The organism is Pedobacter sp. AC379 (genome assembly GCF_979258145.1).
In genome coordinates this window covers 622,071-639,242 of sequence record NZ_OZ409839.1, presented here as the reverse complement: position 1 = coordinate 639,242, position 17,172 = coordinate 622,071, and the positions used below count along the sequence as shown (strand labels likewise).

The window sequence follows — 17,172 nt, the reverse complement described above, 5'->3', positions numbered from 1 at the left end:
TCTACACATGAAGCCAGTTTTTTATTCATCAAAAGATGAAATCCGAAATAGAATTTTAAAAAATGCCGAAGATTTTTGGAATGTTAAAGACAGTAATGATTTTGACCCGCTGGTAAAACTGATTATTGAGGCGTTAAGCAACGAATTATTTAATGTATCTAATGATGTTAAAAACCTGGAAAACAGGATTTTTGATAAAATTAGCCGCATTCTGGCACCTGATCATTTAACCTCTTCATTACCTGCCCATGCAATTATGCATGCAAGGCCTATTGAAGATGAAGATTACCTTTCGCCGTATACCCAGTTTGCATTTAAAAAGAACATTCAGCAAGAAAACGATAAGACAAAAAAAACTGATATTTTCTTTAGTCCGTTACACGCTGTAAAAGTTCATAATGCATCTGTAAAATACATAGCCACCGGAAATACGCTTTTTAATGTTGAGCAATTAAGCAAACAACCTGGCTTAAATACGCTACCTGGCTCTGCTATTGAAAAAAACACCCTATATATTGGCTTTAGCGGGCTAAAAAACTGGATGGATTTTAATAAACTGAATTTATTTTTTGACTGGAAAAACTATTCGGTACCCGATAATGCTTACGACCTGCTATCATTGGGGAAATGGTTCTACAAAAACAATGAGCTTACGCCTTACACTGAACGTTTTATGGACGAGCCTTTAACGGGTAAGGTTGAAGCACCTTTTCACCACAAACAATTACTCAATCTGATTAAAGCCGACGTTTTGCAGTACTATAGCAACAGGTTTATCACGCTGGGCGACCTTAACGATTTTAACATCGACGATAGCAAAGAACTTCCTCCGGTTTTTGAAAATATTTTTCAACCTGGAGGATTAAATCAGATCGATGGAAAAGTTAAATGGTTAAAAGTTGTTTTTCCCGCAGCCATCAATCAGGAAATGCTGAACGAACTGCATATTTATATTAATGCATTCCCTGTGGTAAATAAACGGTTGAGCCAGATTAAACACCGGTTTAAAACCATGAATAACATTATTCCGATTAAAACTGAAGCAGCAGACCAGATGCTGGCGGTAGAAAACCTGAAGGATAATAAAGGCAAAAGCTATAATGAAATTCCATACACCAACGAGAATGAAAAGGGGGATGGCTCATTTTCAATCAGGTATGGTGGTACCGAACGTTTTGATACCCGAAACGCGAAAGAACTGGTTGATTACCTTTTTGAACTTTTAAGAGATGAAAAAGCAGCATTTTCTGCATACGGGCCTGATTTTTTAAGTACAATACTTAAAAACCTGGAACAAAATATTGCCCTTATTGAACAAAAAAGCCGCTCGGCATTGAAAGATATTAAAGAATTGCCAAGTTATATTGTATTGAAACCAATTGATGATGCAGATATCTTATTTCTGGATATTTGGGTTACTCAGGCTGAAGAAGCCAACCACATTAATGCAGGAAGCCGGTTGGTTATTTACGAAAACAACAGGGTTAATGCAGAAAGTGTCGTTTTACTGAGCCAAACAAAAGGTGGCCGATCACGACTTAATGCTGCCAACAGGGTTCAGGCTTATAAATATGGCTTAACCACTGCCGACCGGATTATTACCAAAGCAGATGTAATTAATTTTTGCCGTTACGAATTGGGCAACCAACTGAAAAGCGTTACGTTAGCCAAAGGTTTAATTATGGATAATAAGCCAAACGCAGGCTTTATTAAAACTACGGATATTATTATTGAACCGGCAGATCACCTTAAACTGAGCGCACAGGATTGGGAAGAACTTTTAAGCCTTACTTTAGCAAAATTAAATTTACGCAGTACCATGAATATACATTACCGAATGTTATTAAAACCTTCGATTTATAGAATGGCATAATGCTAAATATAAACGGTATAGCCAAGGTAGGCACTTTCAACATCGGCACTTAATACCGTTTCCTGAAAATTGACAGCGGTGAGCATTTCTACATTAACTTCCGCATCAACAGGTATGAGGTAACTAATGGCCATATCTAAAATGGCCCTGTTCTTTTGCCCTGGGATAAAATTAACGAGTTCGTGGGGCGAAGTTGGCCCAATATTGATGTTAAATGATTCATGCTCGGGTATAAAGCTATCTCCAATAATTGTATCAATGCCCAGGGCACTTCCACCCAGCTGCATCTGCATATTATCGGCTATTTTTATCGGCGTTATATTGGCGGTGGCATCTACAATGGCAATAGGCAAATTAAATAATGCGGTAAGCACTTTTGATGCAAACTCAATATCATTTCTTTTTTGCTGTATTTCTGGTAGTAAATGCATCCAGATGATACTTTGCTCTTTATTTAACAGGTTAAATTCGTCCCATCCAAGTTCAAAAATCTGGCTTAAATCTGCATAAGTAGTTTTTTTATCGAGCTTATTTTCATAGAGCTCGGTCATGATCCTTACATGGTTGATTTCTGCATCAAATGGGGTAAAAAATAACCTGGCCTGCTTTTCTTCCTCTCTCCTGTCTCTGATATCTTTAATCATCGATTCCTCATCCATGCCCGCGCTACCTGTAGGCGGACGATGGAAAAGTCCTTCGGGCAGCATATCGTATAAACCTTCCCTATTGATGTTTACACGGATACGATCATGCCTTCTTTTTTCAGAATAATAAGTGTTTGTATCTTCAATATCTTTTGCAAAAGCGCGCTTATCGGGCCCTATCGGAATGATTTCTATCCGATCTGCCTCAATTATATTTCGCTCTATCAAATCAGCAGCATAAGCCACAGCTTTGTAATCTGTAAAGAGTTCGTTATTAATCAAAGTTTCTTTTTTCATTTAAACTTTAAGCTTGCATTTTTGTTATAGATTAAATTTTTATTATCGAAAAAATAAAGGATCAAAATCAAATACTAAAGATACTATATTTGTAGTACATCACATCTAAAAAAATTAATGGACGTTAAATCATTTTTTATTCGCTTTCTCTTATTCCCGCTGATCTTTATTATCTCAACGGCAGTACTTTCTATCATCAACAAAAAGAACCAGTTTCTTAACAACAAAAGACTTATCGTAAGTGTTCTTCTTATCGGCATTATTTTAGCATTACCTGGATTTTTAGGTTTTTTAAACTTCAATTTTATGCCCTGGGGGTATATTATCTGCTGTATTTTTTACATTTTAATGGGTACGGTTTTCGTTTATTTATTAACCAAATATTATCCTAAGGATTTGCTGGAGCGTAAAGTATTTATCTTTTTCGCCACTTTAATTTCTGCCCTTTTATCTGTTTATTTATTTCAGCTTGCCTTTAACTGGTTAAGTTCGGTAAATTTTGGATGGTTTGGCGCAGGCAGCATCACCTGCTTCTTTGTGCCGCTTATTTTTTGGTGGGCCTATGTTTCACTGCTCGGTATTCCGTCAGAAATTTACAAAATCTGGAAATATCCAGACACTCCTCTTGACATCAACATGGACCATGTGGATTTTAACAGGCTTTTGGTATTGGAGCTGGAACTTTACAAAAAAAGTAGCGATCCGGAGCCTTTGAAAGTGAAGGTAAAAGCGGTAGAAAACATGAATTTTGGAATTTGGTTCCACAAATTTATTGATGATTATAATCTGAAGTTTGCTAAAAGTCCGGTTGAGTTTAAAGGCGATGACTATGAGAATTACAAATGGATCTTTTTTATCAAAACATCCTTTTTTAAACGGAACATTTTTATAGATCCGGATCTTGATATTATCGAAAACGGCATTACCGAAAAAATGACGATTTATGCCAAACGTGTATCAGAAAATGCAAATAAGCCACACGAAGTGGGAGAAAGTGCTATCTTTATCTAATCTATAAAAACATTTACCATGATAAAGCCGCTAAAATATAAATCCATTAACTGGATTAATGGCATGAAGCTTTCTAGTGATCATTTTACTTTAAGCGATCTCTATTTACAAGATTTTGTACGCGATGCTGTATCGCTGAACTTAAACAGCAGTAATTACGGTTTTTTACCTCCCTTTGCCGGCTATAAGAGTTCGCACGATATCGAAATATTAGAAAAAGCAACCAATCATATCGAAGTTAGGGTGAGGTACTGTAATGCGATTACGCCTGAAGGCTGCCACATTGATATTGTACAATCTGACAATATGGATACTTTGGTTCATAACCACTATTTTGGGCAATCTGAACCCCGAAATTATGTTATTTTACTCGTAGTTAATCCGTTTAACCGTACGCCATCTGGTACACCTAATCCTGAAGAAAGCCCTATCCGATATCCCGAACTGGCAAAAAGTTATTCAATTGCTGTTCTGCCAGAAACAGAGGTAAGCTCGCAAACGGCTGATAGTTATTTTTTAACCATTGGCCAGGTTTATTACGAAAATGGCAGATTATCCATCAATAACAATTATATACCACCAAGTTCGACCATTACGAGCCACCCCGCATTGATTAGATATTATGAATCTTTCAGCGTGTTATTAAATGATTTGCAATTGGCTGCTTTTAAAATTATTGATAAAACAAGCGGGCGTGATAACATTACTCCATTAGGCAAAAATATCAGGCTCATTTCTGAAAAGATTGTAGATTACATTGCAGGTTTGTTTTACGAATATAGAAATATTGCCCATCGCGAATCGCCAGTAGTTTTAGTAGGTTATTTCTCAAGCTTAGCACATATTTTTTTCACAGCGATTAAACTGATCGATCCGCGCGAAAGAGAGGAATTACTTAAATATTTTTATGAGTGGAAAGATGTAACCCCTGGTAATTTTGAAGAACTGCTGGCTAAAACCATTGAGTTGGTTTACGATCATAAACAGATTAACAACAGCATGCTTATGGCCAGCGAGTTTATGAATGTATTGGTTGCACTTTGGAATAAATTAAGCGGACTGGAATACATTGGCCAGCGCAAAGAAAATATTGTGGTTGCAGAACAACAGGTTGTGCAACAGGTGCAGGCCAGAAAAACCTGGACATTATTAGATTAAAACATTTCTCGGAACAATAAAAATGAAGCTGTACCCATAAATTCGGGTACAGCTTTTTTATTTACCATAATAGTTGCCTTTTAAAAATTAACAAGGGCCGAACCATCATAATTAGCAGGCTTTGCAATGCCTAAAAACTTAAGTATTGTTGGTGGCACGTTATACAAATAAGGGGCACCATGATAATCGGTAGTTTTTCGTTTAAATATTGGTGTAGTAAGCGCAGTCCAGCTAACTGTAGCACTATTTTTAGTTAGCATAGCAATTTGAGGCGTTACCAGGCTGCCATTATAAGTGGTTCCGGTACCTTCATTGCCTTTAGTGTATAAAACAAGATCGGAATTTTGCGGATGTGCAGATGTTAAAGCTGTAAAACTATAAGTACCAATACTTGTTGCGGGCAAAGCCGATTTAAATAACCTGATTTCGGAAATATTACCAGTAAAATACGGATTATAGTTGCCAGTTCCATCTTGACCGATTTTAAATGCGGTGCCACTTTGCAGGTCGCCCACTGCAGAAATATTACCCTCTGCAACTTGTATTCCACCATCGTAAAGCGTAGCTTTTTGCGTTGTACGGTTTACCACTACTGAAACATGATGCCATAACTGATCGGTTAAATCAACGCCATCAATATCCAATCTATGGGTTCCATCGCCAAAGTTAGCCCTGATTACGCCATTTCTGTTGGAAATGATAATTCCTTTGTTAGAGCCACTTGCCCAATTTTTATTTCCGATAATTACCGGATCGCTTGAGGCTGAAGTTGCCCTTGCCCTGAACTCGATGGTAAAACTCCCTGTTGCACTTAGGTTAAGACTACTTAGTGTTGGCAGCTGACCATAAACATTGGTTTTAAAATCGACAGTGGTAATGCTGTTCGGGATAGATTCTGTTGCAGTGGTAGGTAAAGTATTAACCAATTGTGGTGCAATAGCGCTGTTATTTAAAATGATAAATGCATTTTGTTCCAGGTAACTCGCACCTCCATGGCTGGCATCGCCTCCATGATCGGTTGCTACAACAATTAACCAATCTTCGTTATTATAACTTGGCCTGGCTTTTAAGGCAGTTAATATCCTACCAACACGCGCATCAACGGCCTTTACAGAATCCATATACATTTGGGTAGTTGTTCTGTAATTACTGGCATGCCCGGCATGATCTACATCATCAAAATGGCAAAAAGCAACATCGGTATTGCTCGTGGTAATTTCCTGGATAATTCTGGTTTCGGTAGCGTTATCACTTGCACTGTTTTGTTTAACCGTTACATCTTGCGTAGCTACAATAAAATCGTTAATTGATGACCAGCTCACAATTGATGCTGTACGTAAGGCTGGCAAGTTGGTTTTAATCTGCCTGAAAAATGAGGGATAGTTTACAAAATCTGATCCTGAAAAGCTATTATCAGATGCTTTGTGTTTGGCTACACCTACTCCTGTAAATAAAGCAGACCATCCGTTTGATGACCAGGTGGGTACCTGTGCCAATGCATTTGTACTGGTGTAGGATTGATCCATCAACGTTTTGAGGTTAGGCGCGTTTGCTGCCGTTATGGCTTTCCATACACAGCCATCAATACCGATAAATAACACCTTTTTAGGTTTGGCTGCCAAAGCACTTTTTGCCAGTGATTGCTCATCAGAAATTAGATTTTCTTCAGGAGTAACTGTACCTGCCTTTTTACATGAACTGATAAATAAGATGGACAGAAAAAATAGGAATGATAAAAATTTTAATGTTTTCATAGTTGAATAGGGTTTGAATGTTGTTTACATAAAAATTAATTTGTTTAGCTAAACTAAACAAAAAATATTTACAAAACACCTTATTCTAATTCAATACATTAATGATAACAATTAGTTAACCTTCCATTAAACCGTCATTAGGATTGGATTATGTGATGAATATTCAGTTTTTAAGGTTATGAGCACGATTTAGTTGGCGCTAGATAATTTTCAATCTTTCTTCTTCGAGGTCGATTTGATACAGTTGATGTCGGATGATTTCTTCGTCAACCGCTGGATCTTTGTTGAGTTCGGTTAGGTAGTTGCGTTGACTTTCCAATAGTTCGATAAAAATGGTTTTAGTACTTTCGTTCATCCAGCCATCATCAGTAGCGTTAGCTTTTTCTTCCCAGTGTTTGAGTAATGTTTCCATTGTCGCATTTCCATTCATTTCATTTTCGCACTTGTTTTTAAGAAATTGATAGGAATGTTGCTTTAAGCCCTGCTTCATGTTTCTTTTAACCATTTCATCGGTTTCCTGCCTGATGATAAAGCCAAAGGCACCTGTGCGCCTGATAATGGAAGGAAGTGTAAGTCCTTGTATCAAGAGTGTTAATAAAATCACAATAAATGTGATGAACAAAATGAGGTTCCTTTGTGGAAAAGCTGTTCCATTATCGAATGATAAGGGTATGGCCAATGCGGCAGCCAATGAAACTACGCCACGCATACCTGTCCAACCGAGCAATAAGGGCATAAACAACAATGCCCTTTTGGAACGTGCGGCAGGCATTACGCCTGGGCGGAAAATAAGTGTGGCCATCATTGCTGCGTAAGAGCTAATGATACGTGCAACGATTAAAACGCCTGTAACCAATAAGCCATAACCTATAGCGGTGCTTAGGGGTATTCCCTGTGCACGTAAACCATCTCTAATTTCAGGGAGCTCTAATCCGATAATCAGAAATACTACGCCATTTAAAATGAATATAAAACTTTCCCACACGCTAAATCCTCTGATGCGACTGGTACTGTTTAGGAAAACCAATCGCCTTGCCGACATAAACAATCCTCCACTTACCACTGCGAGCACCCCCGAGCTGTGTAGCTGTTCGGCTATCCAGTACATAAAATAAGGTTCAATGAGTGTTAGTGCCGTATCTGATGGTGCATCAGTGGGTAAATATTTATGCACCTGAACAAATATCCAACCCAACAATAAACCAATTCCTGCTCCACCTAAAACCATCCACAAAAAACTGGTAGCTGCTTCCTGCCAAATAAACTGACCTGTACCTACAGCAACCAATGCAAAACGGAAGATTATTAACGAAGAAGCATCGTTTAAAAGGCTCTCACCTTCCAAAATAGCAGCAGTAGATTTTGGAATTTTTACAAATTTTGTAATGGCGGCGGTGCTTACGGCATCAGGAGGGGAAACAATTCCTCCCAATAAAAACCCTAAGGCAATGGTGAATCCGGGTATGAGGTGATTGGTAACCAACGCAACTGATAAAGCGGTAAAAAAAACCACCAGAAAAGCAAAACTTCCAATAATCCGCCACCATTTTTTCATCTCTTTAAAAGAGATAGACCACGCCGCCTCATACAGCAAGGGTGGAAGAAAAATAAAAAAGATCAGGTTTGGATCAATTTTCACTTTTGGTAGTCCGGGTATAAAACTAATTACCAATCCTCCAATTACCAATAAAATCGGGTAAGCAATTTTAAGCTTGGTGGCCCACATGTTCAATAATACAATTATTGCGATGATGGCAAGCAGAAAAGGTAAAATGGTATGCATTATAGATGTTTCTTAGATGATGATCAAGTAATAGTGAATTAGTACGTCAATTTATAAAAAATACGATACAATTTCATTGCGAGCAGCTGATTTGAAATTTATTCCTAAATAATACCGTTCATTTCCATTTACAGAATGTCCGATAATGAACACTTCGATTTTTGAAAAAATAGTTTAATTATCTGTATATCAACATTTTAATTCGTATTATTTCTTTTGGCATTTCCTTAGTTAACATGGATCTAAACGACATGACCTATCCTAAGAATAGCAGCCCGTATCGTAAACAAATTATTTAAACAGAAATATATCATGAAACTCATCAAAAACCAAATTGCAATGACAACAGTCATTATTTTATTATTAACTTATATTTTTCCGATCGCTACCCAAGCCGCAGAAAATAAACCCATTAAAACTGATAAGGTTTCTCTCTTCAGAAAAATCATAATCAAAGGAAATGTTGATGTAGTTCTGATCCAGCGGTCGGAGATTGGTATTTCTTATGCTAATGACAATGAAGGAAAAGCAAGAATAACACAACAGGGCGATGTACTTAACATCACTGGAACCGGGCCAACAACAGGCAAGTTGATTGTTTATGTAGCTGAAATTTATAGAATTGAAGCTGAAGATAATGCTACAGTAAGCACTGATGGAATATTGGCGACGAAATTTCTCCAGATTATTTTAAAGGGAAATGCAAACGCTAACATTTATACCACAAGCCAAGGACTTTATACCGCAATTTATGATCAATCAACACTTTATTTAAAGGGAAACACAGATACACATTTTCTTTTGATAGATAAGCACCCAAAACTAACCTTCGATCAATTTGCTGTATTACAAACACAATTGACTAAATAGTTGAATACTGAAGTAGTTGTATTGAAACTGATTAAACAAAAAAGCCTTAACTTTTGCAAGTTAAAGCTTTTATTGCGGAATGGACGGGACTCGAACCCGCGACCTCCTGCGTGACAGGCAGGCATTCTAACCAGCTGAACTACCACTCCATTTGTTCTTCTTTAAAGCTAGAACCTCTTCCCCTTTCGGGATTGCAAATATAGATACAATATTGAGTTTATCACTATAATAACCGTCTTTTTAATCATTTATTACGTAACACACTGAACCTCATTCTAAATATTTTAATCAAAATGATTTTTAAACAAAAAAGCCTCAACTTTTTCAAGTTAAGGCTTTTGTTGCGGAATGGACGGGACTCGAACCCGCGACCTCCTGCGTGACAGGCAGGCATTCTAACCAGCTGAACTACCACTCCTTTTGTTCCTCTTTAAAGTTAGAACCTCTTGTCTCTTTCGAGGTTGCAAATATAGAGACTATATCTTAATTCGCAAATTTTTTTTTCAAAAATATTTAACTCCCTATCCTACAGCGCCTTCCTGCATCTTTTCTGCATTCTCAGCAAACTGAAGCGCATCAATAATCTCCTGAATGTCTCCATCCATGATCGATGGAAGGTTATACATCGTTAATCCGATACGGTGCTCGGTAACACGGCCCTGAGGATAATTGTATGTTCTGATTTTAGCCGAACGATCTCCTGTTGACACCATTGTTTTACGCTTGGCAGCAATATCTCCATTCTTTTTCTGCAATTCGATATCGTAAAGTTTGCTACGCAACATCTCCATCGCAATTACACGGTTACCCAATTGAGAACGTTCCTGCTGGCAAACCACCACAATACCCGATGGTTTGTGTGTTAACTGCACTTTTGTTTCTACCTTGTTTACGTTCTGTCCACCGGCACCACCTGAGCGCGAAGTTTGCAACTCAATATCCGCAGGATTAATGTATAAATCGATTTCTTCTGCTTCTGGCAAAACCGCTACCGATGCCGCTGAGGTATGCACACGCCCCTGAGTTTCTGTATCTGGCACACGTTGTACACGGTGTACACCACTTTCGTATTTTAACTGACCATAAACATCATCTCCATTTACTTTCAGAATCACCTCTTTGTAACCCCCGGCTGTTCCTTCCGTTACATCAACAGTTTCAACTTTCCAGCCTTTGGTTTCGAAATAGCGGGTATACATACGGTATAAATCTCCTGCAAATAACGCGGCTTCATCGCCACCGGTACCGCCACGAATCTCAAATACAGCATTTTTAGCGTCTTCCGGATCTTTAGGAATCAACATCAAACGGATATTGCTTTCCATCTCTTCCTGTTGCTTTAACAATAGATCGAGCTCCTCTTTTGCCATTTCACGCATTTCGGCATCTTTCTCAGTAGCTAAAATTTCTTTATTGGCATCGATATTACTCATTACATTTTTGTAGATTTTATATTCGTCTACAATTTTGCCTAAGTCTTTATATTCTTTATTTAAAGCCGCAAAACGTTTCATATCCTGAATTACATCCGGGTTACTCAACGATTCTTCCACATCTTCCCAACGCAGCTTTATAGCTTCTAATTTATCTAACATATTTATTCTTGTTGAAATTTCCTGATTAGCAGCAGAAGGCTAAAAATTAGGAAATGCAAAAATAAGGAAAAAAGCTGAATTAGTTTGTTTGGATGAAAGGGTTAATTGTTTGAAGTGCTTAATCGTTAATCTACGGCAAGTAAAACTAAGAAGTTAACTATTAGCCGGAAATGCAAAAATTAGATGTAAAAGTTTTGGAAATGAACAGTTCTGTAAACATGGCAGCCGATAGTCCCGCTATCACTTCAAGTCCTCACTCATGCCTCGCTCCGGGCTTTCCGTTTCTATCGGGTTTAGAAACAAACGACAGTTAGCATTATGCAACCCCAAATAGCAGCACTTAACCGCGTAAATAAACGGGATCCGATAGCTCTCGGATGGAATGGCAGCTACCGGTTCTTTACCGATAAATCGGCACTAAATTAGCATCGACACTATAATAAAAAGCCCGACGAAAATTTAAAAAAGCTACAGGTTTACCTTCCAAAAAAAGAGCTTAACAATTAGACCTTTGGATTATAATATTCCAGTTTCAAATTTACGCCATCAAATACCGCATAAGATTTGTAGCTAAGCCACTCCCCTATGTTCACATAGCGACTTCCCTTGCCCAAATCAATATCTAGAGGCAGGTGCCTGTGCCCGAAAATAAAATAATCGAAATGTGCTTTTTGTAATTGCTCTTTGGCATAAATGGCCAGCCATTCTTTATCTTCACCTAAAAAAACTTCTTCTTCGGTTTGTGCAGCCCTACTTCCCTGGCTCCATCCGTTAGCAATACCAATACCTAAATTTGGGTGCAAACGGGCAAACAACCACTGACAAAGTTTGCTTCTGAAAATTTTCCTTAAAAATTTGTACTTATTATCTCCGGGGCCTAAACCATCGCCATGATGTAGATAGAACTTCTTTCCACCCCTTTCTATAATCAGTTCATCACTTATTATTTCCATCCCAATTTCCTGCGTAAAATAACTGCGCACCCACATGTCGTGATTTCCTTTAAAAAAGTAGATTTTTATTCCGGCATCGGCCATGGCAGCCAACTTACCCTGCAAGCGAATAAAACCTTTAGGAATTACCTTAGAATACTCAAACCAGAAATCGAAAATATCACCCATTAAGAACAGCTCGCTGCAATTGGGTTCAATAAAATTTAACCAGCTTACAATCCGCTCCTCACGTGCACGGCTTTCAGCATAATTTGGTGTGCCTAAGTGAAAATCGGAAGCGAAATAAATATTTTTTGCCATGGATTTTCAAAGGTAAAGGAAAAAAAGCTGAAAGACTAGTGATGAAGCTGAAAGACAGAAAGACTAAAGAAGATAGACCAAAGCAGAAAGCTGAAAGGCCAAAGACTAAAGCTGAAAGGCCAAAGACTAAAGCAGAAAGCTGAAAGACCAAGACCAAAGACTAAAGCAGAAAGCTGAAAGACCAAAGAAGAAAGACCAAAGAAGAAAGACTAAAGCTCAAAATACCTTAATCAGTGTTATCAACCCGAAGGTAAAAACATATATTAGTAAATAAATCTATCTTAACATGAAAAAACAAATTCTATTAGGCTTATTTGCATTAAGTCTGTTTGCCTGTAACCAAGGCAAAAAACCTGCAGAAAAAATAACATTGATGAAATACCCTGAAACAAAAAAAGACAGCACAAAAGATAATTACTTCGGAACTACAATAGCCGATCCTTACAGGTGGCTGGAAAACGATACCTCAGCAGAAACTAAAGCCTGGGTTGTAGCCGAAAATAAGGTTACCCAAAATTATCTTGAACAAATTCCATTCCGTGCCGACATCAAAAAACGCTTAACAGCATTATGGAACTACCCCAAAGAAGGCGCACCATTTAAAGTTGGCGAATATTATTTCTTCACAAAAAATGACGGACTCCAAAACCAAAGTATCTGGTTTATAAAAAAGGGGTTAGATGGCGAAGAAGAAGTTTTTCTCGATCCGAATAAACTTACAAAAGATGGAACTGCAGCGGTTTCGCTGCTGGGTTTTTCGCACGATAAAAAATACCTGGCCTATTCGGTTGCACAAGCGGGATCAGACTGGAGCAATATTTATGTGATGGAAATTGCCAGCAAAACCAAATTAACGGATGAGTTAAAATGGACTAAATTTTCTGGAGCAGCATGGAAAGGAGATGGTTTTTACTACAGCAAATTCGACGAACCGGCTCAAGGAACCGACCTTTCTGCGGCCAACAAATACCAAAAAGTATATTTCCACAAATTAGGGGATCAGCAACAAAACGACCAACTGATTTTTGAAGATAAAACCAACCCAAATCTATATTTAGGGGCGAATGTAACTGAAGATGAACGCTTTTTGGTGATATATGCCAGCGCAGGCACTTCGGGCAATGCATTATTTTATCAGGATTTAAAATTACAGGGAAGCAAAATTGAACCGCTGATCAAAGGATATGAAAATAACCATAATGTTGTGGATAATATAGGTGATAAACTATTACTAAATACCGACTTAGGTGCAGAAAATAAGCAGGTGGTTCTGGTAGATCCTAAAAATGCAGATCCTAAAAACTGGCAGAAAATTATTCCTGAAGCTAAACTGCCTCTTGAAGGCATCAGTACAGGTGGAGGTTTTCTTTGGGCATCCTATTTAAAAGATGCCAGTACCAACATTGTTCAGTTTGATTTAACAGGCAAAAAAGTTGGAGATGTAAAATTACCAGCAATTGGAACTGTTGATGGTTTTGGTGGGTATAAAGAAGATAAAGAATTTTTTTACACTTTTACTAATTTTACTACTCCCGGTGCAATTTATCGATATGACCTAAACAAATCAGAATCAACTCTTTATAAAAAATCGGGACTACAGTTTAATACCGACAATTATGAAACCAAAAAGGTATTTTATCCATCGAAAGATGGTACAAAAGTACCCATGTTTATTGTACATAAAAAAGGGATTGAGCTTGATGGCAATAACCCTGTTTATCTTTATGCTTATGGTGGCTTCCAGGTTAGTTTAACACCTGGCTTCAGTTTATCCCGAATGTTGTTTTTAGAGCGTGGCGGCATTTACGTGCAACCAAGCTTACGTGGCGGAAGCGAATATGGCGAAGCCTGGCACAAAGCAGGCATGTTATCAAAAAAACAGAACGTTTTCGACGATTTTATTGCCGCAGCAGAATACCTGGTGAAAGAAAAATACACCAATCCATCGAAAATTGCCATTTCTGGTGGTTCAAATGGTGGGTTATTGGTTGGTGCCTGTATGACGCAAAGACCCGATCTGTTTAAAGTGGCCTTACCTGCTGTTGGCGTTTTAGACATGCTCCGTTACCACAAATTTACCGTTGGCTGGGGCTGGGCAGTGGAATATGGAAGCAGCGATAAAAAAGAAGATTTCGATTACCTGATTAAATATTCGCCATTGCATAACCTAAAAAGCGGTGTTAATTATCCTGCAACTTTAATTACCACTGCCGATCATGATGATCGCGTGGTACCTGCACATTCATTTAAATTTGCCGCAACCTTACAGGAGAAATACCGAGGTGAAAATCCCGTTTTAATTAGAATTGAAACAAAGGCTGGTCATGGTGCAGGCAAGCCAACTACCAAAATGATTGAAGAAGCAGCTGATATATGGAGTTTTGTGTTTCATAATTTAGGAATGAGTTGGTAAAACTTATGTATTTTCACCATGGATCGATTTAAAAATCGGGATCAGGGTCTGAATGGCTAAACTGGTTCTCAAATGAATTCCGCATGACTAAATGCCGAGAATAAACAAATCCCACTAAATCCATAGACCAATTATAATTTGCTTTAAACCATCAAAAACCCTTAACTTTTGCTTTTTGTTAAATAATAGAATATAAAATACTGAATATAATCGGATTGCAAAATTATCTAGAATATTTCTAAATAGCAGAATTGATAATACTTTATTTCGTAACTTTGCGTCAAATTTTTTTTAATGATCACTACTGATATAGCCGTAATAGGCGCTGGTCCGGTTGGTTTATTTGCCATTTTTGAAGCCGGTTTATTAAAAATGCGTTGCCATTTAATTGATTACCTGCCTCAGGTTGGTGGTCAGCTGTCTGAAATTTACCCTAAAAAACCGATATACGATATCCCAGGCTATCCTTCTGTATTGGCTCAGGAACTTATCGATAACTTAATGGAGCAGGCAAAACCTTTCCATCCAACGTTTACTTTGGGCGAGCGTATTGAAGGTTTAGAGAAGCGTGGCGAAGCTGATTTTGTTCTTACAACAAATATGGGTACCGTTATCGAAGCCAAAGTTGTGGTAATTGCCGGTGGTTTAGGTTGCTTTGAGCCACGTAAACCTGCTGTAGAAAATTTAGAGAAATTTGAAAACGGTAAAGGTGTAAACTACATGATCCTTGATCCTGAGAAATACCGCGATCAAAAAATGGTGATTGCAGGTGGAGGCGATTCTGCTTTAGACTGGACCATTTACCTGGCAGAAGTTTGTTCTGAACTTACTTTAGTGCACAGAAGCGAAAGTTTCCGTGGTGCCCCGGATTCGGTTTCGAAAGTTATGGCATTGGCAGAAAGTGGAAAAATTAATTTGATTTTAAATAGCAACCTTCAGGCTGTACAGGGAACTGATAAGTTGGAGCAAGTTGAAATTGTTCAAAACCGCACCATGGAAAAAACGGTTGTTGAAGCTGATCATTTAATTCCATTGTTCGGTTTGAGTCCTAAATTAGGTCCGATTGAAGATTGGAACCTTAACATCAACAAAAGTGCAATTGAGGTTAATGTTGATGATTATTCTACAAACATCCCCGGTATTTATGCTATTGGTGATATCAATACCTACACCAACAAATTAAAATTGATTCTTTGTGGTTTCCACGAGGCGGCATTAATGAGCCATAGTGCTTATTCTTACATGAACCCAGGCGTGAAATATACTATGAAATATACAACCGTAAACGGGGTTTCAGAATTTTAAGCTTTCTACTATATTTGCGAATCAATATAAGTAAGCTAAAAATGGAAAACAACATTAATATATACATGCAAGAGCCGGATGGCTCGGTTACTGAACACGTTGCACCAACAGACATGGGCTTAAGCCTAATGGAGTTTTTAAAAGCATCAGAATATGATATTCTGGCTACCTGTGGTGGAATGGCCTTATGTGCTACCTGCTGCGTTGATGTGTTGGAAGGTGAAGAGAAACTGAACGATATGACAGACGATGAGTATGCCATGTTAGATACTTTGCCAGATTTGTTGCCAAATTCTCGTTTAGCCTGCCAACTGCAGTTAAACAACAATATGGACGGATTGAAAGTGAAATTACACGGCGTAAGCTAAGTTGTAAAACATATTTAAGAGAAAAGGCGATACTACTAAGTGTCGCCTTTCTTTTTTTATATCACCACAGCGAATTGTAAATGGTTAATAGAAATTACACAATGATTTGCGCATTACCTAATTCCGACGAATCCTATCGTGCGGGCACGTCTTGTTTAATCTCGATTTGTTTTAGTTCCTTTGCCTAAGCCGATCGTCATGCTGATCCGATAGCTATCGGATTTATTTCAGCATCTTTCCTGCTATCAGCTGGCCTTGATTCATAAGAAGGCACACAATGTCATTTTTTTTCCGCTCTTTGCCGCGGGGCATGGTACTTTGGAGTGCCAAAGTACCAAAAGCGCTTTGTCATCCGACAATGTGGCTTCTCATCACCCAAGCTCACCAAAAACAGTGACACTTTGTTTAATCAGATTTTGTTTGTGTTTTCTTTGGGCTGATTGAGCCCTTCGGGGTTTGTGTTCAATTCACGTGAAAGTTTTGACTCATCTCTTACGGACACTAAAAGACTGCGTTTCAGGTTTGGTAGTGTTATTTGTTCTATTCTGCACCTGTTATTTGATTTCCTGCCACTTGGGATTGACGGGCGTTCTTCGTTAAGACCTGGGTATTGTTAAAGCAGCATAGCATAACCTCCAAAAACCCATATCAAAGGTGTGTCGACATGATAGGATGAATCCGGAAAGTGTGTCGGGCTTTCAAAGCTTTACTCCGGTACCGATGAAAAATCGGTACTGAACCCTTACAATCCCTAACGCGAATTCATCGCAATTTAAGACCTCGCGGGTTTTGAAGCAGCGGCATTTGTTATTAAACCTGATAAAGCGAAAAGCCCGGAGCGAGGAACG

General features: G+C 38.2%; 13 protein-coding genes and 2 tRNA genes. 8 read left to right on the top strand and 7 right to left on the bottom strand.

All coding sequences use genetic code 11. The annotated features are described in order from the left end of the window. The first annotated feature begins 7 nt into the window (after window positions 1-7). Window positions 8-1,873, top strand: a complete 1,866-nt coding sequence (locus ACZZZW_RS02765) for a type VI secretion system baseplate subunit TssF (protein WP_055912041.1) — start codon at window positions 8-10, stop codon at window positions 1,871-1,873. Between the two features lie 2 nt (window positions 1,874-1,875). Here ACZZZW_RS02765 and ACZZZW_RS02760 read toward each other — a convergent pair whose 3' ends face one another. After that, window positions 1,876-2,814: a type VI secretion system baseplate subunit TssG gene (locus tag ACZZZW_RS02760; RefSeq protein ID WP_055912040.1), complete on the bottom strand. Its 939-nt coding sequence runs from the start codon at window positions 2,812-2,814 to the stop codon at window positions 1,876-1,878. A 117-nt stretch (window positions 2,815-2,931) separates the two neighbouring features. On the opposite strand from ACZZZW_RS02760, the gene ACZZZW_RS02755 reads away from it, so the two are divergent. Both ACZZZW_RS02755 and ACZZZW_RS02750 read left to right on the top strand, forming a co-directional pair. Continuing rightward, window positions 2,932-3,825, top strand: a complete 894-nt coding sequence (locus tag ACZZZW_RS02755; protein WP_055912038.1) for a TssN family type VI secretion system protein — start codon at window positions 2,932-2,934, stop codon at window positions 3,823-3,825. Between the two features lie 18 nt (window positions 3,826-3,843). Beyond that, the gene (locus ACZZZW_RS02750) at window positions 3,844-4,983 is read left to right on the top strand and encodes a hypothetical protein (RefSeq protein WP_055912036.1); all 1,140 of its coding nucleotides are present in this window, start codon (window positions 3,844-3,846) and stop codon (window positions 4,981-4,983) included. 80 nt (window positions 4,984-5,063) lie between these two features. On the opposite strand, the gene ACZZZW_RS02745 is transcribed toward ACZZZW_RS02750, so the two are convergent. Both ACZZZW_RS02745 and ACZZZW_RS02740 read right to left on the bottom strand, forming a co-directional pair. Further along, entirely contained in the window at window positions 5,064-6,737 is a 1,674-nt protein-coding gene (locus ACZZZW_RS02745) for an alkaline phosphatase family protein (protein ID WP_055912033.1), read from the bottom strand. Between the two features lie 199 nt (window positions 6,738-6,936). Further along, window positions 6,937-8,520, bottom strand: coding sequence for a Na+/H+ antiporter (locus ACZZZW_RS02740; protein WP_463492217.1), 1,584 nt, complete (start codon window positions 8,518-8,520; stop codon window positions 6,937-6,939). Between the two features lie 312 nt (window positions 8,521-8,832). Between ACZZZW_RS02740 and ACZZZW_RS02735 the strand changes: the two genes are divergently transcribed. Beyond that, window positions 8,833-9,390 (top strand): GIN domain-containing protein, encoded by a 558-nt coding sequence (locus tag ACZZZW_RS02735; protein WP_463492216.1) that lies wholly within the window; start codon window positions 8,833-8,835, stop codon window positions 9,388-9,390. Window positions 9,391-9,465: 75 nt separating this feature from the next. Here the strand turns inward: ACZZZW_RS02735 and ACZZZW_RS02730 are convergent. The 3 genes from ACZZZW_RS02730 to prfA all read right to left on the bottom strand — a co-directional run bounded on the left by ACZZZW_RS02730 (window position 9,466) and on the right by prfA (window position 10,985). Next, window positions 9,466-9,539: transfer RNA gene (locus ACZZZW_RS02730), tRNA-Asp, on the bottom strand. Between the two features lie 195 nt (window positions 9,540-9,734). Then, window positions 9,735-9,808: transfer RNA gene (locus ACZZZW_RS02725), tRNA-Asp, on the bottom strand. A 103-nt stretch (window positions 9,809-9,911) separates the two neighbouring features. Continuing rightward, a complete protein-coding gene (gene prfA, locus ACZZZW_RS02720; RefSeq protein ID WP_055904375.1) occupies window positions 9,912-10,985 on the bottom strand; it encodes a peptide chain release factor 1 in 1,074 nt (357 codons plus the stop codon). A gap of 170 nt (window positions 10,986-11,155) precedes the next feature. Between prfA and ACZZZW_RS02715 the strand changes: the two genes are divergently transcribed. Further along, window positions 11,156-11,299, top strand: a complete 144-nt coding sequence (locus ACZZZW_RS02715) for a hypothetical protein (RefSeq protein ID WP_463492215.1) — start codon at window positions 11,156-11,158, stop codon at window positions 11,297-11,299. A 189-nt stretch (window positions 11,300-11,488) separates the two neighbouring features. Here the strand turns inward: ACZZZW_RS02715 and ACZZZW_RS02710 are convergent, their stop codons facing one another. Next, window positions 11,489-12,238, bottom strand: a complete 750-nt coding sequence (locus ACZZZW_RS02710) for a UDP-2,3-diacylglucosamine diphosphatase (protein WP_463492214.1) — start codon at window positions 12,236-12,238, stop codon at window positions 11,489-11,491. Between the two features lie 286 nt (window positions 12,239-12,524). Here ACZZZW_RS02710 and ACZZZW_RS02705 point away from each other — a divergent pair, with 286 nt between their 5' ends. From ACZZZW_RS02705 to ACZZZW_RS02695, 3 genes are all read left to right on the top strand, one after another. Then, the gene (locus ACZZZW_RS02705; RefSeq protein WP_463492213.1) at window positions 12,525-14,651 is read left to right on the top strand and encodes a prolyl oligopeptidase family serine peptidase; all 2,127 of its coding nucleotides are present in this window, start codon (window positions 12,525-12,527) and stop codon (window positions 14,649-14,651) included. 294 nt (window positions 14,652-14,945) lie between these two features. After that, window positions 14,946-15,956 carry an NAD(P)/FAD-dependent oxidoreductase gene (locus ACZZZW_RS02700; RefSeq protein WP_055904368.1) on the top strand — a complete coding sequence of 337 codons (1,011 nt, stop codon included), beginning with the start codon at window positions 14,946-14,948 and terminating at the stop codon, window positions 15,954-15,956. A 41-nt stretch (window positions 15,957-15,997) separates the two neighbouring features. Beyond that, window positions 15,998-16,324 (top strand): 2Fe-2S iron-sulfur cluster-binding protein, encoded by a 327-nt coding sequence (locus tag ACZZZW_RS02695; protein WP_463492212.1) that lies wholly within the window; start codon window positions 15,998-16,000, stop codon window positions 16,322-16,324. Window positions 16,325-17,172: the final 848 nt, after the last annotated feature.

Excerpts from the sequence above, each read along its gene's own strand:
- ACZZZW_RS02765 (WP_055912041.1), top strand. The coding sequence starts at position 8 with ATGAAGCCAGTTTTTTATTCATCAAAAGATGAAATCCGAAATAGAATT.
- ACZZZW_RS02760 (WP_055912040.1), bottom strand. The coding sequence starts at position 2,814 with ATGAAAAAAGAAACTTTGATTAATAACGAACTCTTTACAGATTACAAA.
- ACZZZW_RS02755 (WP_055912038.1), top strand. The coding sequence starts at position 2,932 with ATGGACGTTAAATCATTTTTTATTCGCTTTCTCTTATTCCCGCTGATC.
- ACZZZW_RS02750 (WP_055912036.1), top strand. The coding sequence starts at position 3,844 with ATGATAAAGCCGCTAAAATATAAATCCATTAACTGGATTAATGGCATG.
- ACZZZW_RS02745 (WP_055912033.1), bottom strand. The coding sequence starts at position 6,737 with ATGAAAACATTAAAATTTTTATCATTCCTATTTTTTCTGTCCATCTTA.
- ACZZZW_RS02740 (WP_463492217.1), bottom strand. The coding sequence starts at position 8,520 with ATGCATACCATTTTACCTTTTCTGCTTGCCATCATCGCAATAATTGTA.
- ACZZZW_RS02735 (WP_463492216.1), top strand. The coding sequence starts at position 8,833 with ATGAAACTCATCAAAAACCAAATTGCAATGACAACAGTCATTATTTTA.
- prfA (WP_055904375.1), bottom strand. The coding sequence starts at position 10,985 with ATGTTAGATAAATTAGAAGCTATAAAGCTGCGTTGGGAAGATGTGGAA.
- ACZZZW_RS02715 (WP_463492215.1), top strand. The coding sequence starts at position 11,156 with ATGCAAAAATTAGATGTAAAAGTTTTGGAAATGAACAGTTCTGTAAAC.
- ACZZZW_RS02710 (WP_463492214.1), bottom strand. The coding sequence starts at position 12,238 with ATGGCAAAAAATATTTATTTCGCTTCCGATTTTCACTTAGGCACACCA.
- ACZZZW_RS02705 (WP_463492213.1), top strand. The coding sequence starts at position 12,525 with ATGAAAAAACAAATTCTATTAGGCTTATTTGCATTAAGTCTGTTTGCC.
- ACZZZW_RS02700 (WP_055904368.1), top strand. The coding sequence starts at position 14,946 with ATGATCACTACTGATATAGCCGTAATAGGCGCTGGTCCGGTTGGTTTA.
- ACZZZW_RS02695 (WP_463492212.1), top strand. The coding sequence starts at position 15,998 with ATGGAAAACAACATTAATATATACATGCAAGAGCCGGATGGCTCGGTT.